Genomic DNA, 24,006 nt, shown 5'->3' on the forward strand with positions numbered 1-24,006 from the left:
GCACCTTGTCTCGCGAACTCGTCTCACCGTGTTCCGCCCACGACACAGCAAACCGGCCTTCTGACCACATGTGCACGGCACAAGCTCCCCACGCTTCGGTGCTTGTCCCGCACCCACTTGGACAGCAGGAATCAATAGCCGCCTGCACACATCCACCACCGTCACCGACGGGGCACGGTACACCTGTGGTGAATGGTGGATGTGCACGGCCTGCAAGCCGCGCGTGTGAGATGACAACCATCAGATCCTCGAGGGCTGCTGAGTTACCCCGGGGTCATCGACCTGTGGGCGGGTGGAGCCCGAAGGGCGGAGCTCAAAGCCGTCCACCTGTTGATGAGATCTCGTACTCGACGCCACCTATGAGGAATCCAACTAGGTAGCATGTGCCAAGACCACCGGTAGGCTTTCGCGATGATGTCGTCCTGGGGGCTCGCCAGCCAATCGGCTTTGCAACGGATTCGATGGTCGTCGTCGCTGTGCGGCATCGCTTCACTGTTGCTTCTGGTGCTGGGGTGGTGCGGACTGATCTTTGCCCTCGGTTCGTTTGTCCTTCCGCCGTGGGTCGTAGGCGTTGTCCTGTCTGTCGTCTCCGTCATCCTCGGTCTTGTCCATCGGCGTCTGGTCGTTGGTGAGGATGACCGGAGAACATTCCCGGGTGGCCGCACCGCCCCGGTGTGGAGAGCTGTTACACCTCTGGCTGTCGGCGGGTGTGTGCTCGCTTTCCTTGGGGATTCCGCTGTCGGTGCTGCATATACGGTTTTGGACCCTTCCGTGTCGGATGGGTGCCGGGCCATCACCCGGGAGAGTTCATTTCTCATGTCAGGTAGCGGACAGGTCTATTCAGTGCACCCCGTTGGTGTCGGGTGGCGATCAGGGTCGTGGACGGCTGACGACGGGATCCGTCCGATCGATGACGGCCAGTACGAGCTGTCCTGGGGGCTGGGAGGTGGAGCATTACTGGTACACGGGGACGGTCATAATCCTGTCTATCCGAGCCTGCACGAGGTTGCCTGTTACTAGGCTCGGTGCCGTTCCGACTCCCCCACCGGCTCGACGGGAATCGCACCATTCCGCGCCGCGTCGCTCCGCATATCTGCAGACGACATTGAGGGCCGATGAGTTTGCTGTCGCGGGACCGTCTAAGAAGTAGTGGAGGGCCGTTCGGCCTGCCTCGCAGAATCAATGTCAGGAGCATTCATCATGGCTGCACCCCTCGTTTACGTCAGTTTTCCTGGAACGGCGAGGGAAGCACTGCGCTTTTATGCCGATGTTTTCGGAGGCGAGCTGTCCCTGGACTCCTACGAGGATCACGGGAGGACCGATGGTCCACCGGATGCTGTCGCTCACGGGGTCCTTGATGGTGTTGTTTCCCTGGCGGGCTCTGACACGCCGGAAGGAGAGCCCTCGGTGCGGTGCGAGGGCCTGCTGCTCTCCCTGCTGGGCACCGTTGAGCCGGACGTGCTGCATGGGTGGTTCGACAAGCTCTGCGTCGGCGGTACGGCGATCGATCCCCTGGTGCAACGGCCGTGGGACGGCGCAGACGGTCAGGTCACCGACCGACACGGGCTTCGGTGGCTGATCGGCTACGAGACGAAGGCGTGAACGACGCCCAGCTGCTCGCCCACCTGGCCGCCGAACGAGACCACGTACTGTGTGCCATCCGAGGGCTCACCGAACAACAGATGAGCACACCGCTCGTTCCGTCAGGCTGGACCGTGACCCGGCTGCTGAACCATCTTGCGTTCGACGACGAGATGTTCTGGATCTCAGCAGTCCTCGGCGGTAGCCCCGCTGCGATCGAAGCCCTCCATGACGGGTGGCACTCCGCACCCATGCCCGGTGTAGACGCCGTCCGTATCTATCAGGAGCAGATCCTTGGCAGCGACAGAATACTCGCCGCGGTTGATTTGGACGCCCCTCCCCGTTGGTGGCCCTCACCCAGCCAGTTCGGGCAACCGCCCATGGCAGATGGGCGCGAGGTCGTGTTCCGCGTGCTCGCGGAAACCTCGGTGCACGCAGGCCACCTCGATATCGTGCGTGAACTCATCGACGGTCATCAGAACCTCGTCGTGAACTAATCAAACCCACACTTGAAGCCAATTCTGCAGCTGCGGGATCCGAGAAACCCACCGAAAGGCCACCTGATGCCCGACTTCGCCATCCTCATCTATGCAGACGAGTCCCTCCATGCGCTCGAAGCCGCTCAACCCGACCTGGAGGAGAACGACCAGCACGCACGAGACCTCGAGGCCTCAGGCTCGACGTCCCTCGCCTACGCCCTCACGCCCAGAGCCAACGCGGTTTCCATTCGACGCGACGACACGACAGCCGGCCCTTTCGTGGAAGCCAGTCACTTCGTCGCGGGCTTCTACGTCACCGAAACCCCTGACCTCGACGCCGCCATCGCAATCGCTCGCCTGAACCCTGCCGTCCGCACCAGCACCGGAGGCGTCGAAGTACGCCCCGTCCATAGCGGTGGGACCATCACCAAGAACCCGCTGACCCCCGGATCAGGAAGAAGTACCAGAACACCGGTGCATCACCGGACGTTTGTGCACACCTCGCGAATGCGGTGTAGAAGGCACACGATCCGGTCGAGGACCTGTGGGAAACGTATTGCTCTTAGCGCCCACTCATCGTGCATTTCACCCTTCGGGGTAAGCGTGCGTCGCTCCCCGTCAGGGGGATCCGCGAGATAGGCCGAGCTCGGGCGCGAGCGGTGAAGGACCGGCTGACGGGCGCAGCGAGAAGCTGCCCTGCCACCTCAGTGCACCTCTCGGTAGCATGCGAAGCATGACGATCAAACTAGAAAACGTCGGCATTGCCGTCCGCGACATCGACGCGACCATCGCCTTCTTCACGGACCTGGGCCTTGAACTCGTCGGCCGCGATACGATCAGCGGCGACTGGGCTGATACCGCCGTCGGCCTCGATGGCAACCATGCCAAAATCGCTGTACTCAAAACGCCGGATGGCTCCGGTCAGCTCGAGCTCTTCGAATACCTCCACCCTGACGCAATCGAGACAAGCCCCACCCTCCCGAACGAGATCGGTATGCATCGCGTCGCCTTCTCCGTGGATGACATCGACGCTGCACTTGAGACAGCCTCGCGCCACGGCTGTCATCCACTTCGCGGCGTGGCAACTTACCGCGACGTCTACAAGCTCACGTACCTGCGCGGCCCCAGCGGCATCCTGGTGATGCTCGCCGAGGATCTGAAGAAGAACTGACGGTCCTTAGACATCCGTGCAATGAAGAATCGCTATAGAAGCGTACGAGGAGAACAGAACCGGCAGAAAGTGCCTCATGCGAGTCGCTAGAACTGCTCCTGCTTACGCGTGGGTTCGAGGAGCTCGGTTGCATCGCAGTGGAGTTCCGGGCTCACTGGCACACAATCGGCAATCACGAGCTGCCACTGAACGCCTCGGCGCCAAGCAGGACGGGGTGCTGCGCAAGCACACGGTGTTCGAGAACGGCACGATCCGCGACACCGTTGTGTATTCGATCATCGACGACGAATGGCCCACCGTGAAGTTCGCCTTGCACCATCAGATCGCTCAATCAGACGCGCAGACTGCCTGAGGCTCAGGAAGCCGTCCGCTGTAGGACGTACTGCGCATCGAAGGTCTCCGGCGAGTAGGTGTAGTCCAGAATCGTGAATCCTGCTTTCAGGATCATGGGGTCTAGGATCCAGCGGAAGGTGGAGTGTTCGTCGCGGACGTGCTCTTCGAGCTCGGCCCGGCTCCACTCACCGTCGACGTTGGTTCCACCCAGGGCGCACCATGCTTCGATGCGCTGGTCCGCATCGGCCGGGTCGAAATCGTAAACAACGTCCCAGAGGCGAAGAATGCCACCCGGCCTCATGAGCTGACCCATGCGCACAAGCGCTACTGCTTTCCAGAAGTCAGGAAGGTGATGCAACGCATATCGCGAGTACACGACATCAGTTGGTTCACCCTCAGGGACGAAGCTGAGGAACCCGGCGTGGACCAGATCAACGTTTTTCAGATGCTGGTGATCGATTTTCCGTCGCAGGTACTCGAGCATCGGTTCTGAGACATCCACCGCGGTGACATGCGCGCCCGCCCGTGAAGCCGCCGCCGTGAACTGTCCGGTCCCTGCCCCGAACTCGACAATCCGAGACCCGACGGTCAGCCCGTACTCCCGCAGCAGCGAAACCTCGTCCTCTGCCTGGGAATTCATCTTGCCGTCGTACCGGGCCACATGTTCCACGTCCAGGTTCTCCCGGCCAGCCAAGAGAACTTCATCCGGATACCATGCAGTCACAAGCGTTCACTCCCCTTTGCCTGTTCCATCCTTCATGACCGGTCTCTTGCCGGGACCAGCTCAGCGTGCAGTGAACAACCTATCGAACAACTTAGAGCCCGACGCCGAGCCCGAAAGCATCCGGGTGTAACGCTTCTCGGCAGCGCCTCTACTTGGAAGCCGCGCGACCCTGGGAGCGAGCCACCTTCGTCGTGGACAACAGCGACTTCACTACACCCAAAGTTATTCATCCCGTCGTTGCCCGGACAGACCGGTCAGGGATCGCTATACGCAACGTGCGCTGGTAACTGACGAGCTACTTGGCCTGCGTCGCGTGCATTCGGGCGCCCTTGCGTTCTTCGACTCGATCCAGCCATTCCTTGATCAAGGCCGCGAAGAGATCCGGTTGTTCGATCTGGAGGTTGTGCCCGGCACGGTCCAACACGACGAAACTCGCACGGGTGAAGTTGTCCAGCAGCGGATACGTATCCGCGTACCCCGTAACGCCGTCCTGCCGGCCAGCGACGATGAGGGCCGGACCATCATAGGTCGAGCCGTCATCCGGTGTGTCGGTCAGTTCGTATCGCTCCCGTATCCGGCTGACGGCGGCCTGATCGGCCCGGTTCATGCCGACCACTACCTCGTCCTGGGTGCGCCGCCATGTTTCGAAGGTCTGGACGACCGCATTATCCTGAAAGTCCCCCGCCGTCCCGATGCGCTCCAGTAGCTCCGGCTCGGCAACCAGAACCCTGTGCCCGGGCACGGTCCGGTCCTCACTGAGCACCGCCTGGCCGATCGGACAGATCAATGCCAGGCCCAGCACCTGTGAAGGACGGTTCCGCAGAACCCCGCGGGCGATGTACCCGCCGTAGGACTCACCGATCAGCACGAACGGATCCGAGCCTAGGTGATTGTCGATGAAGTTCAGGACAGACTCCAGCACCTCATCGGATCCACCCGTGCCGGAGGCAGGTGCGGACTCGCCCATTCCGGGGAGGTCCAGGTAGATCCGCCGGTACCCCGCCCGGGCCTCGAAAACCGGTTCCAGGCAGCCCACCATGAGCGCCCGGTCGGGCCCGAGCCCATGGATGGCGACGACCGGCACTCCCTCGCCGCGGCTTTCATACGCCAGTGTTGTCATAGCTACCCTGCTTTCGCTTCTCGGGCCGGTCGGCTCCGCCGCAGAACCGCTGTGGACCCTGTTGTTCCTGTTGTTCCTGTTGATCCTGTTGATCCTGCGCCACTCTATGCGCCACCGTCCATCACGTACCGACTGCCGTCATCCCCGAGGGCGGGGTCTTCGGCACCCCGGGTGGGTTCAATCGGCCGGAGATCAGTGTCCGCCACGTACTGTGAGGAAACGACGTCGGAGGATAGGCATGAGCTTTTCCCTTAGTCATCTCGCTGCGATCCGGCTCCAGGTCAGTCAGCTCGAAGATAGTGGGACTGCGACCCCTTGAGGCCAACCTTGGGTCGCAGGACGCTTGGACGCGACACCCTGACTCCCCCACCGCTGCTGCTCCATCTGCGTCCTGCAGCTGTCTTTCGAGCTGGGGTTCCGAAACGCAGCAGGGAGGACGGTTACATGAGAGTTCCCTGAGGCATGAAAGCGACACCGTGGTCCTCAGGTATTGCTCCTGTATCAGTAAAGGGGCGGGAAAAAGGAAATCAAGAAAACAAAAAACTAGGCTGCTTAGCGAAAAGGGGAATAGAAGAATCTAGACTGCTTAATGAAAAGCGCGTTGAAATCACTGGTGCGGACGCATCCCATAGGCGGTTACTCGCGAGTACGAAATTTGAGCCCTACCCTAGGTGCATTGGGTGTGGCTGGGGTCACGTAGGGCAAGCCCTATCCCATTTCCGGGCCAGCCGGAACGCAGCGTTGAGTTCCGGATTCAATGACGAACCCGGGCAGTTCCCCTGCCTCGGTGATGAGGGGCTAGTTGTGAGCGGAACGTTTGAGCTTTTTCGTGACGGAGGAGTTTCCTTCAGGTTCAGGCTGAAAGCGGCCGGAGGGACGGTCGTCGCCGTCTCCGGGCAGTTCCCGGATAAAGGGTCAGCGGTCGAGGGTATTCGCGTGGTCCGTGAGTGCGCCGGGACGGGGCTGATTAAGGACCTCTGCCCACCGATGCCCCGTGAAGCAGCAAGGAAGCAGAACCCCCCGACCGGCCGCTGGGGCCGTGCAACAGATTCTTCAGTCCACGAACGGCCGCCCGCGAAGGGCGATGCCCGATAGACGCCAGATACTCTGATATTCGAAGCGCTCACAGCGCCCGGCCACGATATGCCGGAGCTGCGGAACGACAACCCGCTTCAAGAGCAGACTCTCTGTCGCCCCACGGTCGCCTCACACGGTAGGGCACGTCGCGGTTACCCATGACCTGCCCCGATACGCGCATCAGCAAGCGGTGCAGTCGTGCCAGGCACGGGGGATAAAATCCGCTTTCAGGGGTGGCTGAACACGTTCACTATCCCCGGAAATCGCTTTCTGCGCGGGCCAAGGAAAACAAGTACTGGCTACTCGTGCGCGATATATCGGCAGCGGCCAGCGTTAGCAGAGACACGGAAGTGCCTGATGAGGCCTAGGGAACATGATGTGACGATGGTGCAGAACAATTCGACGGAGAACCTGCTGACAGTGGCCGAGATTGCGGCCCGCATGCGGGTCTCGAAGATGACGGTGTACCGCCTGGTGCAGTCCGGGGCGATGCATGGGATCCGGTTTGGCCGCTCCTACCGGGTGACGGAAACAGCCGTGCAACAGTACCTCGAAGCCGTCTACTCCGGGCACTGATTCACCCCTGGTCGCCGAACTGGGAGGCGCAACACCGGGTCGAGATCCGGGCCTGAGCGAGAGATCGACGAGCGGGCACGGGGGCGTGGTCACTCGGTGAACGGACAGCAGCCGACGGCATCACACCCTGAGGGTTTCGCTGGTGAATAATCTCCTGCCGCTGGGGCTGCAGCAGTACTGTACGCAGTAGATGTTGCGCGAGCGAGGTCTACCGGGGTTGAGCAGACGGCCCACAGTCGGCAGGGGTGATACTCCTGTGTTGGACAGCTAAGGCCTACCGTGAACACGACACCCGCCAATCCATCCCCCTCCCCTTCGTCTTCCTCGTTTTTTTCGTTTCCGCCGGAGCTGCTGGCGATCTTCGGCCGTAGCAACGGGTACCTCCTCACCGAGCAGACCGCCCATGACGCCGTCAACGGGCTCGCCGAAATCGCCAGGGACATCATCGGTGCAGCGACAGGCGCCGGGGTGAGCATCATCGACACCGACGGCACCCGCGTGAGCGTCGGAGCGACCAACCCGGACGTCCTCGAAGTCGACAACCTGCAGTACGAGTTCGGTCAGGGTCCGTGCATGAGTGCCTGGTCCACGGGTGAGCCGACCTACATCGCCGACACCCGCACCGACGACCGGTTCCAAAGGTGGACGTCCGCGGTAATCGAGCTCGGTATCCGCTCCTGCCTGAGCGTGCCCCTCCTTGCCAAACCTACTGGGCTCGGGGCGATGAAGGTCTACTCCACCTCCGTCGACGCCTTCACCGTCGAGGACCGGCGGCTGCTGATCAACCTCGCCCGCTCCGCCGCAGCCCTGCTCGGCCACATCCAGGCCAGCGACACCCCGCAGCGGATCAGCAACGACGTCAAGGCGTCCCTGGCCGAACGGGACACCATCGGCGTGGCCCGCGGCATCCTGATGGAACGCCTCGACCTGGACCGGCAGGCAGCCATGAACCACCTGATCGAGCTCGCCACGGACGCGAACACCACCATCGGCACGATGGCCGCCAGGATCAGCGAGCGTCAGGACGGTTCCATGCCCAGCGGTGGCTCATGACGATCAAACACACCGCTGAGGAACAACGAAAGCGCACACTGCACGCGATACATTCCGCGGGACTCGGTGTCCAAAGTGTCTGGGTCCGCTACTTCTCCCTCTCCGGAGACGCCGACGAGTTCGAGGTCGACGCCTACCTCAACGGGCTGACCACCCTGACACCACTCGACAGGGACCTCGTCTCGCACGCAGTCAACGAACTCATCAACGAAACACCACCGCCCACCGCCCCCTACAGCAACGAAGACCATTCAACCCCAGGAACGTGTGGCGGCAGAAAGCCCTTAAAGGCCACTGAACCTCGAAGAACCCAAGCCTGCATCAATGCGCAACGATCCCGCCGATCAAGACGACCAACCTCATCAACAAGTCACTACCCGGGGCCGAAAATGACCGTCCTACGGGGCCACTCAAACCTGTCACAGTCACTCCGGCTTCCGGCACGCTGACGTCACGTACTGGCCAGTACACGATGGGGTCCCTACCATCGGGCGTGGGTGTGGCTGGGGGCACATGGGGCATATCCCATTCCGTTACCGGGCCAACCGGACGCATTTTCGCTTTCCGGTTTCGATGACGAGCCCGAGCGGTCCTTCGGCCGGGCGGTTTCAGGGGGTAACCATGGTCGCGACGATCGAACTTTTCCATGATCGAGACAATGCCTTCAGGTTCAGGCTGAAGACACCGGACGGGATAGTCATCGCGGTTTCCAAACCGTTCCCGGACAAGGCGGCGGCCGTAGCGGGAATCCTTGCCGTCCGTGAGTGCGCCGGAACGGCTCTGATCACGGACCTCTGCATACCGAGGCCCCACATTGCAGGAACCTCGCGACGACCCGTCAGGCCTACTATCAGGTAGCCCCCCGTGAGGACGAGGCTGCATCAGTCAAGCCTGCCATTCTGATGGAATGTCGCGCTGTGGGCGGAACGAGGCGCGTGTACCGTGGGCGGCCGTTCACGAACGCTGGCCGTGAACCGGTCCGCCCCACCCGCCAGGATCCCACGCCGCGGCTCGGAGGCAAATGAATCCTAAAGGGACGAGACTGCTCTTGGGTTCATGCTTGCTGCTGGGCGCGATTGGCCTTACGGCTGGTCGGCATGGTTTCCGATGGTGCGGTGCGGGGCCATGTCCAGGCGGAACGCAGGATGAAGGCCAGGATCAGCACCTCGACTCCGATGGTGAGGCCGTAGTAAAAGGCCCAGTCCCAGGACGCCCCCGCCGCGTTGAAGACGCAGATGGGGATGAAAAGCAATGCAACGACGAGGTTCGTGGTGCGGTTCACGCGGGCGGGCAGCGTCATGGAGAGCAGCACCATCAGGGTCGGGATCGCTATGAGCGCGAAGAAAATAGAAACGAGTGTTCCGCTGATTTCGAAGACAAAGATGGTGCCACCTCGGATTTCGTCGATTTCGCCGGGCTGGTAGAGGTGGAAGTAGTCGATGTAGATGACGAGGAACATGAAGCTGGTCCATGCGGCGGCGAGTTTGGCCTGCACGGGGATCGGCGGGTTGTCGAGCAGGTTCGGGGTTTTCGTTGGGATGGTCATCGGGTTTTCTTTCGAGAGGAGCGGTCCGTCCGCCGGAGTGGCGGCAGGTCTGGGCGTGCATGAGCACGCGTTGGGTCGTTCTCGTCGGTCCGATCGTTAGACGGTGATCACGACCTTCCCTCGGGTGTGGCCGGCTCCGACGTGGTGGAGGGCGTCGGCTGCTTCGTCGAGGGGGTAGGTGCGGTCGATGACGGGCGTGACCTGGCCGGTCGTGAGCAGGTTGGCCAGGGTGAGCAGGTTCTGGCGCTTTCCGACCGATAGGAAGGGCTTCAGCTGCTGACGGGTGAACGTGGACAGCACGCGCGCTTTGACGATCCGACCGAGAGGGCCGAGCCAGCGGCCGCCGCGTCCGCTGTTGGGGATGAGGGTGCCGGTGGGCGTCAGCACTCGTCGGACAGCTGCCAGGGGCTGGGCTTCCACGTTGTCGAGGATGACGTCGTAGCGCTTCTCGGTGCGGGTGAAGTCGGTCCTCGTGTAGTCGATGACGTGGTCGGCACCGAGTGACCGGACCAAGTCGGCGTTGCCGGTGCTGCACACACCCGTCACCTCGGCGCCAAACGCCTTGGCGATCTGTACCGCGAAGGAGCCCACGCCGCCTGACGCGCCCGTGACCAGCACCGTCTGGCCCGGTCGAACGTTCGCGATGTCGCGCAATGCCTGCAACGCTGTCAGGGCCGATGTGGGCGCCGCTGCCGCTTCCACGATCGACAGGTTGGCAGGCACGGACACGAGATTGTCCGCCGGGACGCAGGCGTACTCCGCGAGTGTTCCAGCAGCGCTCCAGCCGTACACCTCCTCGCCAGGGCGCAGGCCGGTGACATCCTCCCCGACGGCTGCCACCACGCCGGCGAGATCCATGCCGCGGATGGTGCGACGTGGCCGGCGGAGCCCGAACGCCAGGCGCACCATATACGGCTCTCCGGTCATGATGAAGTAGTCACCAGGGTGGACCGAGGCTGCGCCCACCCGGACGAGCACACTGCCTCGACCGGGAAGCGGTAGCCCGACCTCGGACGGCTCGAGCACGGAAGGCGGACCGTAACGGTGCTGGACGGCGGCCCGCATCGTCGCCGCCCCGGCCGGACTCGCCCCCGGCACCAGGCGTGCTCCGGCATTCGATCGCTGTTCGTTTTCCACAGAAGCCTCCTCACCTCCGAGCCGCGTCTCTCGCTGGCTCGTACACCGTACGACGTACAATGTACGAGCCAGTGTGGGCGTACGCTGTACTACTGTCAAGCCTTTTGAGCAAGCGAGGAGACCAGTGCCTGCAAGAGAACTACGCCAGGTCGCATCGGACGCGGGGCTGAGCAAGCAGCGGGTGGTGATCGAGGCGATCCGGCTCGCCGACCGCGAGGGGGTCGACGGGCTGAGCATGCGCCGGCTGGCTAACGCGCTCGGTGCGGGCGCGATGTCGCTCTACCACTACGTGGCGAACAAGGAGGAGTTACTGGACGCCATGATCGACATCGTGTTCGAGGAGATCGAGCTCCCACCCGACGACACCGACTGGCAGTCAGCGATACGACAGCGGGCGGCATCCGCCCGACAGGTTCTCACACGTCACCCGTGGGCGATCGGCCTGATGGAGTCGCGGACATCACCCGGGCCCGCAAACCTCCGCCACCACGAAGCGGTCACCGCCTGCCTGCGGAGGGCTGGTTTCTCGGTCTTGATGGCGACGCACGCCAACTGGTTGCTCGACAGCCTCGTGTACGGTTACGCCCTGCAGGAAGCCAGCCTGCCGTTCGACACCGCCGATGAGCTTGCGGACATGGCCGAGGACATCTACCTACCCCAGCTTCCTCCTGACGAGTTCCCCTACCTCAACGAGTCCGCCGCGGCGCTCATCGCTGCCGGCGATGACCCGGCGGAGGAGTTCATCTTCGGCCTCGACCTCGTCCTAGCCGCCCTCGAGCCCCTGAGAGCCTCCGCATAGCGACGTTCACGAACCCTCGCTATGCCCTCTGCACCGCAGTTCCGATCCTCCTGCGGTGGTGCACCATGCGCCACTAGCCCTGTGAGAACCCCGCCATCTATCGCCGAAAGTGCCATCGCCGCGCCGCACCTCAGTATGGTTACGATCTGTGGGATTTCGCTCGTAGGCGGCGCCGCCTGAGTAGGGTCGATGATGAGATTCTCGCCGTCATGACCATAGGTTTTCTCTCCTCCGACATGAAAGGAACCCATGACTCGCCCTACCCCCGTTTCGGAGATTGTCCGCTCTGCTGGACGGTGCGCTGGAGCCCTTCTTTTCCTGGCCTGTGTGGGGACCGGGTGTTCCAGCCCGGCTGAGGAAGACCGGGACGCGATCGCTGTGGGAGAGGACGGATCGGTGGGCGGCGTGAAGCTCCTGAGTGTCCTTTTGGTTTCCGAGGCCGAAGGTGAACCCGGCAGGCTCTTGGGGACCCTGGACAACGAGACGGAGGAGTCCCTCGAGGTTACGATCAGCGATGATGACGATGACGTCGTCGTCACGGTGCCCGCCAACGACCAGTACGCCTTCGATACCAACGAGGCGGTGTTTGCGACCGTTGGGGATGCCCCGGGCGCCAACACCACCATCACCATCACGACCGCCGGTGAGACGACCGATCTGGTCGTGCCCGTGGTTGACGGAACGTTGGAGCGATACCGCCCATATCTTCCCGAATGAGGCTTTCGATAGACAGTTCAGATGCTGCCCGGAACACCACCCACTGTTCTCCGCGGGGAAAGAGGGCAGGGAGGTTTGGGTCTTGAGCTGATAGGAGGGCAACACCGAACCGAGGAGCTTGATCCCAGGTGAGCCGCATCGATGGTCAGTCTGTCCGAGAATCCCTGCGTGCTCAGTTGTGGCCAGTTCCTCTGGCTGCTGTCATTCTCGCCTTGGTTCTCGGGCAGCTTCTTCCCGTTGTCGACGAGCAACTCGACACCACCATGCCCTCAATAGTGTCTGGTCTTCTCTTCGGTGGTGGCCCCGAAGCAGCGCGCTCCTTACTGGAGACAGTTGCGAGCTCAACCATCACGGTGACCTCGCTGACGTTCTCTCTGACAGTCGTGACCCTTCAGCTTGCCAGCAGCCAATTCTCTCCAAGACTGCTTCGAACCTTCACCCGCGATCAGTTCGTCCACAACACCCTCGCACTCTTCCTTGCAACCTTCGTTTTCGCTCTCACTGTCCTGCGCAGCATCCGCGTGGAGACAAGTGCCGGCGCCGGCTTCGTCCCGGAGATCGCCGTCACCACAGCGTTCCTGCTCACCATCGCAAGCGTCATAGGACTCGTCCTGTTCCTCGCTCACCTGGCACGACAGATTCGCGTGGAGACGATGATGCGGGATGTTCACCGCGAAGCAGAGCACACCCTGCAGCGCATCTACCCCAAACGAGACGTGTTGACGGAAGCCCGGACGACGAAAGGCGCCTTCCGTACAACAGAGGGCCTGCCGTTGGAAGCTCCGAGCTCAGGGTTTCTAACCAGGGTCAACGAGGAAAAACTCACGCACGTTGCAGCCGACCAGGAGCTGTTTGTCCGCGTTGACGCCATCCCCGGTGCCTCCATCATCAAGGGACTTCCGATCGCACGCGCGTGGAGCACGAGCAACGTCCCGCTGGACGTTGAACGGTTGGACTCCGCCACCAAGGATCTGATTACTGCGTTCAAGACAGACTTCGAGCGAACCTCAAACCAAGACCCGACGTTCGGCCTGCAGCAGCTGCTTGATGTTGCTGACAAAGCGCTATCCCCCGGAATCAATGACCCCACAACTGCGGTTCACGCACTTAGTCACATCTCAGCAATCCTCTGCGCCCTGACAGACCGTCCAATCGGGCCTCGGATTCTGCCGGACAACGACGAGACCCCCCGGGTAGAGCTGACTCTTCCGACCTTCAGCGGCCTTCTCGAGTTGGTCATGGATCAACTCATCACCTACGCCTTCACTGACCCCCGCTCATCAGCACGAACCATCGATATGCTCACCGAGATCACCACCAGCGCGGCCCACGCCGGACTACTAAGCAGTATCTCCGACTCGCTAAACACTCAAACGGAACGAGCACGAACGGCCATCGAGCAGGGACCACTCGATGCAACGATCAAGCAAAGCCTCACAGAGAAGCTAATCGACCTGAAAGCCCTATAGACGACCGTCCATAGGACAGTCAGAAGCGAATACACCTGTAACGGTGCGCCGTGTCTCATGAGCGGCGGTGGCCGCACCACCATTCAAGGTTTAGTAATTGGCGGGCTCGGCGGCGCCTACAGCGTCGACCAAGGCTGGCGCAGAGCAGGAAGAAACTGGTGGCCTAACGAGGAACCCACTTATGAAGAAGCCGACTATCTCATCGCCGGCGGGTCCGTCCAGGTTCTGCTCACCCATGGTGAAAGGGTGTTCTGATGCCTCAGGGGCGAGTGCAGGCGGTGCGTGTGGGCGGGAGTTCGTAGGTTAGCTTCTAGCCCGGAATCTCGATCCGCGCAGCTTCCTGCATCAGCGGATCTGTGATGGTCACCGTGATCGGACCGGGTGCGACGTCGAAGGCGATGAACCCGCGGGCCTTATCGCCTGGCAGAACGGGGCCGGACCCCAGCTGACCGTCCGCGAACATGTCGAGATCCGCACTACGCCCCTCAGCGTCCTTCGCGCCGAAGTAGAACGGGTTCGAGCTGGTCTCCCCCGCTTCGGTTTCCCACAGGACGTCCAGCAGGAGGTAGCTGCCATTCTTCGCAGGCGTGCCGAGGGTTGTGCTGACCGTGTCGGTCCGTACGGCGGAAACCACAGTGATGCGGGCAATGTGCCCGTTGCCCATGTCGGCGGTGAACGGCAAGCCGACGGATGTTTGCTGGCGATGATGGCGACGACGTTGACGAGGCAACTCAGAGCATGCTAATTCTGTTCGTGGGTGTGATGTTCGGCGTTCAGCTCGCTCAGGGTGGAGTATCGAAAGTTGCGGGCATGATCGCCGGCAATGTGGCGAAGAAGCTGCCACAGCAGGCACTCACGAAGGGAATGATCTACCCCGTAGTGAAGAAGGTTGCTGCTACCTCGGTGTGCGCATGACCAAGAAGGTTTTCGCCAGCGGCGTGGCGAAGGCGATTCCCATCATCGGTGCAGTCCTCTCGGGAGGCCTCACCCTGAGTACATTCCTTCCCATGTCCAAGCGGTTGTAAAAGCACCTAGCCAGTCTGGAGCTGACCAAGCCAGGACACCGACCCGAAGAGGACGTCATTATGGACGCCGAAGTCACCGATGTGAAGGTTGTGTGAAACTCCTAGGATAAGAGATCCGAACCGGTAGGCCGACCAGTGCCGCGTTCACAGGCAAGAGGCCATTAGGGCTATGTCGCTCGAACCTTGCACACCTTTGAACAATTTCCAGTGAAAAGACCCCGCACGCTATTGCGTGCAGGGTCTTTTCATCTCTGACGTCGGCTCCCCTTGAGTACGGCCTAGAGGGAGGGAGAGGAGGAGTACTAGAAGTCCCAGTCCTCGTCCTCGGTGTTCACGGCCTTGCCGATCACGTACGAGGAGCCCGAGCCGGAGAAGAAGTCGTGGTTCTCGTCGGCGTTCGGGGACAGCGCCGAGAGGATCGCCGGGTTCACGTCCGTCACCGACGACGGGAACATCGCCTCGTAGCCCAGGTTCATCAGCGCCTTGTTGGCGTTGTAATGCAGGAACTTCTTGACGTCCTCGGCCAGGCCCACGGAGTCGTAGAGGTCGTGCGTGTACTGGACCTCGTTCTCGTACAGCTCGAAGAGCAGCTCGAATGTGTAGTCCTTGAGCTCCTGGCGGCGCTCCGGCGTCGCGCTCTCCAGCCCACGCTGGTACTTGTACCCGATGTAGTACCCGTGCACGGCCTCGTCACGGATGATCAGGCGCACCAGGTCCGCGGTGTTCGTGAGCTTGGCCCGGGAGGACCAGTACATCGGCAGGTAGAAGCCGGAGTAGAACAGGAAGCTCTCCAGCAGCGTCGAGGCGACCTTGCGCTTCAGGGGATCGTCGCCGCGGTAGTAATCCGTGACGATGTGCGCCTTCTTCTGCAGGTTCACGTTCTCGGTGGACCAGCGGAACGCCTCATCGATCTCCTTGGTGGAGGCCAGCGTGGAGAAGATCGACGAGTAGCTCTTGGCGTGCACCGACTCCATGAACGCGATGTTCGTCAGCACGGCCTCCTCGTGCGGGGTGATCGCATCGGGGATGAGGCTGACCGCACCGACCGTCGCCTGCACGGTGTCGAGCAGGGTCAGGCCCGTGAACACGCGCATGGTGAGCTGCTGCTCCTCCGGCGTGAGCGTGGCCCACGACTGAACGTCGTTGGACAGCGGCACCTTCTCCGGCAGCCAGAAGTTGTTCACCAGGCGGTTCCAGACGTCCACGTCCTTGTCGTCCTGGATGCGGTTCCAGTTGATGGCCTGGACCTGGTCGACGAGCTTCAGTTTCTCGCTCATGGTGTGTTCCTTGCTTGGGTGGTGTGACGGTGGGAAGGACTGCGGCGGATCGAAATTAGTTGCCTAGAGCATGCAACTGACGCAGCCCTCCACCTCGGTCCCTTCCAGCGCGAGCTGGCGGAGACGGATGTAGTAGACGGTCTTGATGCCCTTGCGCCAGGCGTAGATCTGCGACTTGTTGATCTCACGCGTGGTGGCGGTGTCCTTGAAGAACAGCGTCAGGGACAGGCCCTGGTCCACGTGCTGCGTGGCAGCGGCGTAGGTGTCGATGATCTTCTCGTAACCGATCTCGTACGCGTCCTGGTAGTACTCCAGGTTGTCGTTGGTCAGGTACGGCGCCGGGTAGTACACGCGGCCCAGCTTGCCTTCCTTGCGGATCTCGATCTTCGACGCCACCGGGTGGATGGAGGACGTCGAGTTGTTGATGTACGAGATGGAACCGGTCGGCGGCACGGCCTGCAGGTTCTGGTTGTAGATGCCGTGCTCCATGACCGAGGCCTTCAGGGCACGCCAGTCCTCCTGCGTGGGGATGTGCACGTCGGCGAACAGCTCACGCACGCGCGGCGTCGCCGGCTCCCACACCTGATCGGTGTACTTGTCGAAGAACTCGCCACTGGCGTACTTGGACTTCTCGAAGCCGGCGAATCGGCGACCGGTCTCGATGGACATCAGGTTCGACGCCCGGATGCAGTGGTACACCACCGAGTAGAAGTAGATGTTGGTGAAGTCCAGGCCCTCTTCGGAGCCGTAGTGGACCCGCTCCCGGGCGAGGTAGCCGTGCAGGTTCATCTGGCCGAGGCCGATGGCGTGCGAGGCATCATTGCCCTTGGCGATCGAGGGCACCGAGCTGATGTGGCTCATGTCCGAGACGGCCGACAGGGTCCGGATCGCGGTCTCGATGGTCCGGCCGAAGTCGGGCGAGTCCATGGTCTTCGCGATGTTCAGCGATCCGAGGTTGCAGGAGATGTCCTTGCCCACCTGATCGTAGGACAGGTCCTCGTTGTACGTGGTGGGCTCGGAGACCTGGAGGATCTCGGAGCACAGGTTGGACATGATGATCTTGCCCTCGATCGGGTTGGCCCGGTTCACGGTGTCCTCGAACATGATGTACGGGTAGCCGGACTCGAACTGGATCTCCGCGAGGGTCTGGAAGAACTCGCGGGCCTTGATCTTGGTCTTCTTGATGCGGGCGTCGTCCACCATCTCGTAGTACTTCTCGGTGACCGAGATGTCGGAGAACGGCATGCCGTAGACGCGCTCGACGTCGTACGGGGAGAACAGGTACATGTCCTCGTCGCGCTTGGCGAGCTCGAACGTGATGTCGGGGACCACGACGCCGAGGGACAGCGTCTTGATGCGGATCTTCTCGTCCGCGTTCTCGCGCTTGGTGTCGAGGAAGCGGTTGATGTCCGGGTGATGGGCGTGCAGGTACACGGCACCGGCACCCTGGCGGGCGCCGAGCTGGTTCGCGTAGGAGAAGCTGTCCTCGAGGAGCTTCATCACGGGGATGACGCCGGAGGACTGGTTCTCGATCTGCTTGATCGGCGCGCCGACCTCGCGGATGTTGGTGAGGGCGAAGGCGACGCCGCCGCCGCGCTTGGAGAGCTGCAGGGCCGAGTTGATGGACCGGCCGATCGACTCCATGTTGTCCTCGATGCGGAGGAGGAAGCAGGAGACGAGCTCGCCGCGCTGGCGCTTCCCGGCGTTGAGGAAGGTGGGGGTGGCGGGCTGGAAGCGGCCGTCGATGATCTCGTCGACCATCTGCTCGGCGAGCTGCTCGTTGCCGCGGGCCAGGTGCAGGGCGACCATGCAGACGCGGTCCTCGTAGCGCTCGAGGTAGCGCTTGCCGTCGAACGTCTTCAGCGTGTAGGAGGTGTAGTACTTGAAGGCGCCGAGGAAGGTCTCGAACCGGAACTTCTTGGCATAGGCGCGCTTGAAGAGGTCGCGGATGAAGTTCATCGTGTACTGGTGGAGCGTCTCGCGCTCGTAGTACTCGTTCTTCACGAGGTAGTCGAGCTTCTCCTCGAGGTCGTGGAAGAAGACCGTGTTGTTGTTCACGTGCTGCAGGAAGTACTGGTGCGCAGCCTCGCGGTCGGCGTCGAACTGGATCTCCCCGTTCGGTCCGTACAGGTTGAGCATCGCGTTCAGCTCGTGATAGCCCAGGTCCTTGAAGCGGTCCGCCGCGGCAGCGGGTGCGCCCGTCTCCGTCTCTGCAACACTCATGTCCAAAACTCTTCCAATCCTTTGGTTACTCGGTCCACGTCCTCGGACGTGCCCATGACTTCGAATCTGTACAGCACCGGCACGTGGCACTTGGCCGCGATGATGTCGGCGGCAAGGCAGTAGGTCTCACCGAAATTGGTGTTCCCCGCCCCGATGACCCCCCGGAGGAGGGTGCGGTTCTGCTCGTTGTTCAGGAACTTGACGACCTGCCGGGGCACCGCGCCCTTGCCGGTGATCCCTCCGTAGGTGGGGAGGACCAGGACGTACGGGCGGGTTGCCTGCAGGGTCGGCTCCTTGGTGAGCAGCGGCATGCGGGCGGCCCGGACCCCCAGCTTCGTGACGAAGCGGTGGGTGTTGTCGGAGACCGACGAGAAGTAGATCAGCGGGGCGTCGGTCACCGGCCCCTCCGCATCCCCGACGGGGGATGCGGAGGGAGCCTGGTCGTCCACGGCGAGAGCGCTCATGGCGATGCCACGCTGGGGAACCCCGGAGGGTTCCGCTCAGGCTACGGAGCTGACGGCCGAGTCCGCGAGGGCACTGATCTTGTCAGGACGGAAGCCGGACCAGTGGTCGTTGTCGGTGATGACGACGGGGGCCTGCATGTAGCCCATCGACCGGACGCGCTCGAGCGCCGTCGGGTCCTGCGAGATGTCGACGCTCTGGTAGGCGATGCCCTTTTTGTCCAGAGCGCGGTAGGTGGCATTGCACTGAACGCAAGCCGGCTTCGTGTAAACCGTGACGGTCATATCCTGATCCCCTTTTCCTCATTCGGCTGCTAATTTCATACCAGCAGCGTGCTGTCGAGACATGAGCGGCGCGGCCCCGGAAATGGGGAAGAAATCTGGGGTTTCTCGCACCTTGCGGCTCATGCTGTGCAGCGGTTGTTTCTGTCCCTCGATACTACATCTAGTGCGGGCCGTTGGGACATACCCCTACATGATGTATTACAAGTATGTCATTCCGGGAGTGAGTAGTCCACACGATGTCCACAGATACGCGCCCGGCGGAACCCCGGAAACGCGCCGAACTCGGCTGTTTTCGCGGTCCCGGTCCACATGCTGTGGAGGACTTCCACACAGGCGCAAGAATTTTCGTGTCGCACTTTTTCTGGCGTGTCGTGTCGGGCCCCGGCGGGCACGAGCCGGGTCGGGGACGACGACGTCCGGCGCGCCGGCCGGTCCCCCGGCTACCCCCGGTAAGCTCGACGCGATCCGTTCGGAGAAACCGCTGGACGACGGCAAGGGAGAGTGCGAGATGGTCAACCCGGTCCACCTGCGGACATTGCTCGAGGTCATCCGTCACGGGTCCTTCAGCGGGGCCGCCGTCAACCTGGGCTATACGGCGTCCGCCGTGTCCCAGCAGATGTCCGCCCTCGAGCGCGACACGGGCGCCACCCTCTTCACCCGCGCAGCGCGGAGCGCCGTCCCCACGGACGCGGCGCTCGCCATGGCACGGCACGCGGCGAAGGTCCTCACGGACATCGACGCCCTGCTCGCGTCGACGGCCCGCGCCGGGTCCGGGCCGGCGCACGAGCTCCGGCTCGGGATCTTCCCGAGCCTCGCGACCTTCGCCCTGCCGCGACTGCTCCGTATGCCGGAGTGGCAGCGGCTCGGGGTGTCGCTGCGCCTGTTCGTCGGGGAACCCGCGCACGCCATCCAGGGGCTGCGGAGCGGTGGCGATCTCGACCTCGCGCTCGTCTATCAGGTGGGCCAGGCAGGTCTCGCCTGGCCGTCCACGCTCAGCCGCCAGTGGATCGGCGACGACGACTTCCGGGTCATCCTGCCCGCGAGCTGGGGGATCCGCAGCGGCTCCCGCGTCACGGCGGACCAGCTCGCGGACATGCCCTGGATCATGCATCATCCGGGCACCGCCGACGCCACCGTGATCGAGCGGCTCTTCGCGAGCTGCAACCTCCACCCCCGGATCGCCGCGTACTGCGACGACTTCAATGCCAGCCTGGAGCTCACGGCCGCCGGGCTCGGCGCAGCCCTCGTCCCCGAACTCGCCATGGTCAACCGGCCCGAGGGCATCGTGGCGCTCGACGTCCCGGAGATCCGCCTCGCCCGCAGCATCTTCGCGTTGCGGACGGGCGACGCCGACGACGCGCGCGTACGGCTGTTCATGGACCAGCTCGCCGACATCCTCCGGAGCCAGAGCATCGGGCCCAAGCATACGGCCACCGGATACGCACCCACCGCCGATCGCTGATCAGCCGTTGCGCCGCCGGCGGTCAATCCGTAGCTTCGGACAGGGCGAGCACACATCCGTCCGCCGTCCGGAACCTGTCGAGGAGGAGATCCAATGCGCATCAGGAACAGCGTGGTCGTCATCACCGGGGCGGCGAGCGGCATCGGCCGCGCCACCGCCCTGCGGTTCGCGCGCCGCCGGACGAGCCTCGTCCTGGCCGGCCGGCGCGTCGAGGCCCTCGAATCCCTCGTCGTGGAGTGCACGGCCCTCGGGTCCCGCGCCATCGCCGTCCCGACGGACACCTCGGACCACGACGCCGTCCAGGAGCTCGCGAGCCGGGCCGTCGAGGAGTTCGGACGGATCGACGTCTGGGTGAACAACGCCTCCGTAGCCGCCTTCTCGCCGTTCCTGGAGGTTCCGCTCCGAGACTTCCAGCGCGTGATCGATGTCGATCTCATGGGGTACGTGTACGGGGCGCGCGCCGCACTGGGGCAGATGCAGGAGCAGGGCTCCGGCGTCCTCGTCAACGTCTCCTCCATCCTCGGGGTGGTCCCGCAGCCCTACAATTCCGCCTACTCCATGGCGAAGGCCGCCGTGCGAGCGCTCGGCGTGAGCCTCCGCTCGGAACTGATGCTGGAGAAGAAGAAGCACATCCACGTGTCCACCGTGCTCCCACCGACCATCGACACCCCGTTCTTCCACCATGCGGCGAACTACACCGGCCGGCGCGTGGTGGCCATGCCTCCCGTCTACCCCGCGGACCATGTGGCCAAGATGATCCTCGCGGTCGTCGAGAAGCCGGTCCGCGAGATCGCCGTCGGCCGGATCGGTCGCTCCATGGTGCGGCAGCACCGGCTCATGCCCGCCAAGGTGGAGAAGAGCATGGCGGTGCAGGCAGAGTTCAGCCAGCTGTCGAAGAAGGAGTCCGCGGAGGACTCGACGGGCAACCTCTACGGCCCCTCGCTCGACCCCGCGAATGCGGCGGTGGCCGGTGGCTGGAGCGGTCGGCGACGCACCGCGCAGCGGATGATCCTCGGCACGGTGCTCGTGGGTGTCGGCGCCGTCGTCTTCGGCGACAAGCTCAAGGCGGCCGTCCCGACGGTCGTCGCGGCCGCGCGACGGGCCGTGGGCGACTCGTGACCCTCGCCGGGCGTGCGACGATGCGGGCATGACTGCACGCATCGACGTTCCCGGCCTGCCCTTCCCGCTCGAAGCATCCGGTGCACCAGCACCGGATGCACCCGTCATCGGCGACGACGGTGTCCGTCTGACGGCCGGCGCCGGTGCGGACCTGTTCCTCGATCCACGCGGGCCGGCGTCCCCCCGCCCGGACGCCGAACGGTGGACGGCACCGATCGACGGCGACTTCCAGTTGCAGGCACGCGTCGCTGCGGGCTTCACCGCGGACTTCGACTCCGGTGTGCTGCTGGGCTGGTTCGACGACGACACGTGGTTCAAGGCGTGCGCCGAACGGGACCCCGCCGGGATCCCCCGGGTGGTCTCCGTGGTCACCCGGAACGGCGCCTCGGACGACAGCAACGGCTGGCCCATCGACGAGGCGGGCGTGTACCTGCGGATCAGCCGGTTCGGCTCCGCCTTCGCGCTCCACGCCTCCTCCGACGGCGACCGCTGGGACCTGGTGCGCTACTTCGCCCTGGACCGCCCTGCGGCCGAACCCCTGCGAGCCGGTTTCGTGGCGCAGTCCCCCTCCGGGAGCGGCACCTGGGCCACCTTCCGGGACGTCCGCTTCACCCACGCGACGCTCGCCGACGTTCGGGACGGCTCCTAGCCGCGGGACCGGTCCCCGGTCGAGCGGACCGGCCCTCTAGCCGGGTACGGGAACCGGCGTGCGCACGAGCCGGGCGGCCTCGACCAGGTTCCGCAACGATGACTCGCGTACGCGGTCTCGTAGTTCACACACCACCTCGGTACAGGAAGGATAGGCTCACGCTATGGGCAGAACACCGCAGCCCTTGTCGCGTGAACGAGAGGCGCGCATCTTCGACGCCGCGGCGCACGCCTTCCTCACGCAGGCGTACGAAGCATCTTCTCTCAACCGCGTCATCGAGGCCGCGGGGATGCCCAAGAGCTCTCTGTGCCGCCGGAGCGGATGTCGCCACCTCCGACCGCGCGCCCACAGCGCTGCGACAGCTGCTCGACGGGATCTACAATGGCCGATGTCCTCTTCTGCCCGGTGACCTTCAACCTGGCCGAGACGACTCGCATGATTCAGGTCGCGCGTGCGCTCGATCCGATTCACCGCCCGGTGTTCATGGGTTACGAGGACGATTACGTCTCGCTCATCGTGGATGCCGGCTTCGAGTATCGTGCGTGTGCACCATCGTGGTCGGCAGCCGAGCGCCGACGGGCGATCGCCTTCGACCAGGGCCGCGCGTTGCGGACACCGTTCACCACCGAGCTGGTCAGGGCGCGCGTCGATGTCGAGCGGAGACTCATCCGCGAGCTGGCGGCGCCCGCCGTGGTGACGGGATCGAATCTCACGTCCTTCATCTCGGCGCGCGCCGAAAAGGTACCGCTGTTCTATCCGGTGCCGTTCGCGCTCACCCTCGCGCAGGTGAAGCAGACCACGCGTATGGAGCTCGTCCGCGGCAGTGGCCGGCCCGCGCGGGCGGCTGACCGTGTCGCCACCTCGCTGTTCCGCTGGACCTACACGCGCGCTCCGCTCGCTCCGCGGTCGTTCACCAAGGTCGCGAAGACCAACGGCGCTCCGCCGCTTCGCACGGTCGCGTCTCTGCTGACCGCGGACCGGAACCTGCTCACCGAGATGCCGTGGGAACTGGAAGGCTTTCGGATTCCCACCGGGTTCGAGCGCATCGGCCCGATTTTCGCTCATATCGACGCACCCGTCCCGCCGATCGTCAACGAGCTGGCCTCGGCATCCGAACCGCTGATCTACCTCGCACTCGGCTCCTCCGCCGATCGGGCGCTCGCGCTTGCGGCGGCGCGGGCACTCGGGGAGTTGTCCGCTCACGTCGTTGCGCCGATTCTGCACTACCTGGAGCCCGGCGACGCCGTGCCCGCCAATGTGCACCTGACCAACCTGCTGCCGGCACATGAGCTCGGCGGATTGGTGGATGCCGCGGTCGTGCACGGCGGGCAGGGAACGGTACAGACGGCATGCGCGACAGGCGTGCCGTTCGTGGGGATGGGATTGCAGCCGGAGCAGACCTGGCACGTTCGCGCCTGTGAGCGCCGCGGCAATGCCCTCGCGGTGTCACCGAAAGACGTATCGAAGCCCGCCTTCGTCGACGCCGTGCAACGCGTTCTCACAGAGCCGCGCTTCCGCACCGCCGCCTCCGAGGTACGCGAGGCGTACGCGAAAGAAGACGGCGCGGCCAAGGCCGCTCGGCTCATCGAGGCAGCGATCGTCACGCGGTAGGGCCGGAGTGGCGCGGCGCGGCCTCAGTCGGTACTCATCGACAGGGAGTCAGCCGTTCTGATGCCATCTTCCTGTGGAATGGATCTAGTGGACGGAGAATCCGCCGTCCACA

Annotated in this window: 27 protein-coding genes; 18 read left to right on the forward strand and 9 right to left on the reverse strand. The window is 63.6% G+C overall.

What is annotated here, in order from left to right:
- The first annotated feature begins 1,200 nt into the window (after positions 1 to 1,200).
- The 5 genes from AC4D2C_RS13480 to AC4D2C_RS13500 all read left to right on the forward strand — a co-directional run bounded on the left by AC4D2C_RS13480 (position 1,201) and on the right by AC4D2C_RS13500 (position 3,583).
- A complete protein-coding gene (locus tag AC4D2C_RS13480; protein ID WP_490915391.1) occupies positions 1,201 to 1,602 on the forward strand; it encodes a VOC family protein in 402 nt (133 codons plus the stop codon).
- Complete coding sequence (locus AC4D2C_RS13485; RefSeq protein WP_490915392.1) at positions 1,599 to 2,078, forward strand: mycothiol transferase; 480 nt, start codon at positions 1,599 to 1,601, stop codon at positions 2,076 to 2,078. The genes AC4D2C_RS13480 and AC4D2C_RS13485 overlap by 4 nt, the downstream gene beginning before the upstream one ends.
- Before the next feature lie 66 nt (positions 2,079 to 2,144).
- Entirely contained in the window at positions 2,145 to 2,699 is a 555-nt protein-coding gene (locus AC4D2C_RS13490) for a YciI family protein (RefSeq protein WP_490915393.1), read from the forward strand.
- Positions 2,700 to 2,793: 94 nt separating this feature from the next.
- Positions 2,794 to 3,231, forward strand: a complete 438-nt coding sequence (locus tag AC4D2C_RS13495) for a VOC family protein (RefSeq protein ID WP_490915394.1) — start codon at positions 2,794 to 2,796, stop codon at positions 3,229 to 3,231.
- Between the two features lie 214 nt (positions 3,232 to 3,445).
- Positions 3,446 to 3,583, forward strand: coding sequence for a hypothetical protein (locus AC4D2C_RS13500; protein ID WP_490915395.1), 138 nt, complete (start codon positions 3,446 to 3,448; stop codon positions 3,581 to 3,583).
- Between the two features lie 3 nt (positions 3,584 to 3,586).
- Here the strand turns inward: AC4D2C_RS13500 and AC4D2C_RS13505 are convergent, their stop codons facing one another.
- Together AC4D2C_RS13505 and AC4D2C_RS13510 are read right to left on the reverse strand one after the other, a co-directional pair.
- Positions 3,587 to 4,288 (reverse strand): class I SAM-dependent methyltransferase, encoded by a 702-nt coding sequence (locus AC4D2C_RS13505; RefSeq protein WP_490915396.1) that lies wholly within the window; start codon positions 4,286 to 4,288, stop codon positions 3,587 to 3,589.
- Between the two features lie 295 nt (positions 4,289 to 4,583).
- Positions 4,584 to 5,408 (reverse strand): alpha/beta fold hydrolase, encoded by an 825-nt coding sequence (locus AC4D2C_RS13510; RefSeq protein WP_490915397.1) that lies wholly within the window; start codon positions 5,406 to 5,408, stop codon positions 4,584 to 4,586.
- 462 nt (positions 5,409 to 5,870) lie between these two features.
- Here AC4D2C_RS13510 and AC4D2C_RS13515 point away from each other — a divergent pair, with 462 nt between their 5' ends.
- From AC4D2C_RS13515 to AC4D2C_RS13530, 4 genes are all read left to right on the forward strand, one after another.
- A complete protein-coding gene (locus tag AC4D2C_RS13515; protein WP_490915398.1) occupies positions 5,871 to 6,503 on the forward strand; it encodes a YegP family protein in 633 nt (210 codons plus the stop codon).
- A 360-nt stretch (positions 6,504 to 6,863) separates the two neighbouring features.
- Positions 6,864 to 7,061 (forward strand): helix-turn-helix domain-containing protein, encoded by a 198-nt coding sequence (locus AC4D2C_RS13520; RefSeq protein ID WP_490915399.1) that lies wholly within the window; start codon positions 6,864 to 6,866, stop codon positions 7,059 to 7,061.
- Positions 7,062 to 7,340: 279 nt separating this feature from the next.
- Complete coding sequence (locus AC4D2C_RS13525; RefSeq protein WP_490915400.1) at positions 7,341 to 8,114, forward strand: GAF and ANTAR domain-containing protein; 774 nt, start codon at positions 7,341 to 7,343, stop codon at positions 8,112 to 8,114.
- A 621-nt stretch (positions 8,115 to 8,735) separates the two neighbouring features.
- Positions 8,736 to 8,972, forward strand: a complete 237-nt coding sequence (locus tag AC4D2C_RS13530; RefSeq protein ID WP_490915401.1) for a YegP family protein — start codon at positions 8,736 to 8,738, stop codon at positions 8,970 to 8,972.
- Between the two features lie 196 nt (positions 8,973 to 9,168).
- Here AC4D2C_RS13530 and AC4D2C_RS13535 read toward each other — a convergent pair whose 3' ends face one another.
- Both AC4D2C_RS13535 and AC4D2C_RS13540 read right to left on the reverse strand, forming a co-directional pair.
- Positions 9,169 to 9,660 (reverse strand): DUF6326 family protein, encoded by a 492-nt coding sequence (locus tag AC4D2C_RS13535; protein WP_490915402.1) that lies wholly within the window; start codon positions 9,658 to 9,660, stop codon positions 9,169 to 9,171.
- A 96-nt stretch (positions 9,661 to 9,756) separates the two neighbouring features.
- Entirely contained in the window at positions 9,757 to 10,797 is a 1,041-nt protein-coding gene (locus AC4D2C_RS13540) for an NAD(P)-dependent alcohol dehydrogenase (RefSeq protein WP_490915403.1), read from the reverse strand.
- Between the two features lie 184 nt (positions 10,798 to 10,981).
- Between AC4D2C_RS13540 and AC4D2C_RS13545 the strand changes: the two genes are divergently transcribed.
- From AC4D2C_RS13545 to AC4D2C_RS13560, 4 genes are all read left to right on the forward strand, one after another.
- Positions 10,982 to 11,596, forward strand: a complete 615-nt coding sequence (locus AC4D2C_RS13545) for a TetR/AcrR family transcriptional regulator (RefSeq protein WP_490915404.1) — start codon at positions 10,982 to 10,984, stop codon at positions 11,594 to 11,596.
- 396 nt (positions 11,597 to 11,992) lie between these two features.
- A complete protein-coding gene (locus AC4D2C_RS13550; protein ID WP_490915405.1) occupies positions 11,993 to 12,313 on the forward strand; it encodes a hypothetical protein in 321 nt (106 codons plus the stop codon).
- 128 nt (positions 12,314 to 12,441) lie between these two features.
- On the forward strand, positions 12,442 to 13,782 hold the full coding sequence (locus tag AC4D2C_RS13555) for a DUF2254 domain-containing protein (protein WP_490915406.1): 1,341 nt from the start codon (positions 12,442 to 12,444) through the stop codon (positions 13,780 to 13,782).
- A 57-nt stretch (positions 13,783 to 13,839) separates the two neighbouring features.
- Complete coding sequence (locus AC4D2C_RS13560; protein ID WP_490915407.1) at positions 13,840 to 14,037, forward strand: hypothetical protein; 198 nt, start codon at positions 13,840 to 13,842, stop codon at positions 14,035 to 14,037.
- Between the two features lie 55 nt (positions 14,038 to 14,092).
- On the opposite strand, the gene AC4D2C_RS13565 is transcribed toward AC4D2C_RS13560, so the two are convergent.
- Entirely contained in the window at positions 14,093 to 14,464 is a 372-nt protein-coding gene (locus tag AC4D2C_RS13565; RefSeq protein WP_490915408.1) for a DUF4352 domain-containing protein, read from the reverse strand.
- Between the two features lie 8 nt (positions 14,465 to 14,472).
- Between AC4D2C_RS13565 and AC4D2C_RS13570 the strand changes: the two genes are divergently transcribed.
- Positions 14,473 to 14,697, forward strand: coding sequence for a hypothetical protein (locus AC4D2C_RS13570; RefSeq protein WP_490915409.1), 225 nt, complete (start codon positions 14,473 to 14,475; stop codon positions 14,695 to 14,697).
- Between the two features lie 412 nt (positions 14,698 to 15,109).
- Here the strand turns inward: AC4D2C_RS13570 and nrdF are convergent, their stop codons facing one another.
- From nrdF to nrdH, 4 genes are all read right to left on the reverse strand, one after another.
- Entirely contained in the window at positions 15,110 to 16,084 is a 975-nt protein-coding gene (gene nrdF, locus AC4D2C_RS13575; protein WP_490915410.1) for a class 1b ribonucleoside-diphosphate reductase subunit beta, read from the reverse strand.
- Between the two features lie 63 nt (positions 16,085 to 16,147).
- Positions 16,148 to 18,307, reverse strand: coding sequence for a class 1b ribonucleoside-diphosphate reductase subunit alpha (gene nrdE, locus AC4D2C_RS13580; protein ID WP_490906261.1), 2,160 nt, complete (start codon positions 18,305 to 18,307; stop codon positions 16,148 to 16,150).
- Positions 18,304 to 18,771, reverse strand: coding sequence for a class Ib ribonucleoside-diphosphate reductase assembly flavoprotein NrdI (gene nrdI, locus AC4D2C_RS13585; RefSeq protein ID WP_490915411.1), 468 nt, complete (start codon positions 18,769 to 18,771; stop codon positions 18,304 to 18,306). The genes nrdE and nrdI overlap by 4 nt, the downstream gene beginning before the upstream one ends.
- 36 nt (positions 18,772 to 18,807) lie before the next feature.
- Complete coding sequence (nrdH, locus tag AC4D2C_RS13590; protein ID WP_105030477.1) at positions 18,808 to 19,053, reverse strand: glutaredoxin-like protein NrdH; 246 nt, start codon at positions 19,051 to 19,053, stop codon at positions 18,808 to 18,810.
- A gap of 508 nt (positions 19,054 to 19,561) precedes the next feature.
- Here nrdH and AC4D2C_RS13595 point away from each other — a divergent pair.
- From AC4D2C_RS13595 to AC4D2C_RS13610, 4 genes are all read left to right on the forward strand, one after another.
- The gene (locus tag AC4D2C_RS13595; protein ID WP_490915412.1) at positions 19,562 to 20,515 is read left to right on the forward strand and encodes a LysR family transcriptional regulator; all 954 of its coding nucleotides are present in this window, start codon (positions 19,562 to 19,564) and stop codon (positions 20,513 to 20,515) included.
- A 93-nt stretch (positions 20,516 to 20,608) separates the two neighbouring features.
- Positions 20,609 to 21,634 (forward strand): SDR family oxidoreductase, encoded by a 1,026-nt coding sequence (locus AC4D2C_RS13600; protein WP_490915413.1) that lies wholly within the window; start codon positions 20,609 to 20,611, stop codon positions 21,632 to 21,634.
- 28 nt (positions 21,635 to 21,662) lie between these two features.
- Complete coding sequence (locus AC4D2C_RS13605; protein ID WP_490915414.1) at positions 21,663 to 22,283, forward strand: DUF1349 domain-containing protein; 621 nt, start codon at positions 21,663 to 21,665, stop codon at positions 22,281 to 22,283.
- 381 nt (positions 22,284 to 22,664) lie between these two features.
- Positions 22,665 to 23,894 carry a glycosyltransferase gene (locus AC4D2C_RS13610; protein WP_490915415.1) on the forward strand — a complete coding sequence of 410 codons (1,230 nt, stop codon included), beginning with the start codon at positions 22,665 to 22,667 and terminating at the stop codon, positions 23,892 to 23,894.
- Positions 23,895 to 24,006: the final 112 nt, after the last annotated feature.

It is taken from the genome of Arthrobacter sp. TJ-240, assembly GCF_058269195.1.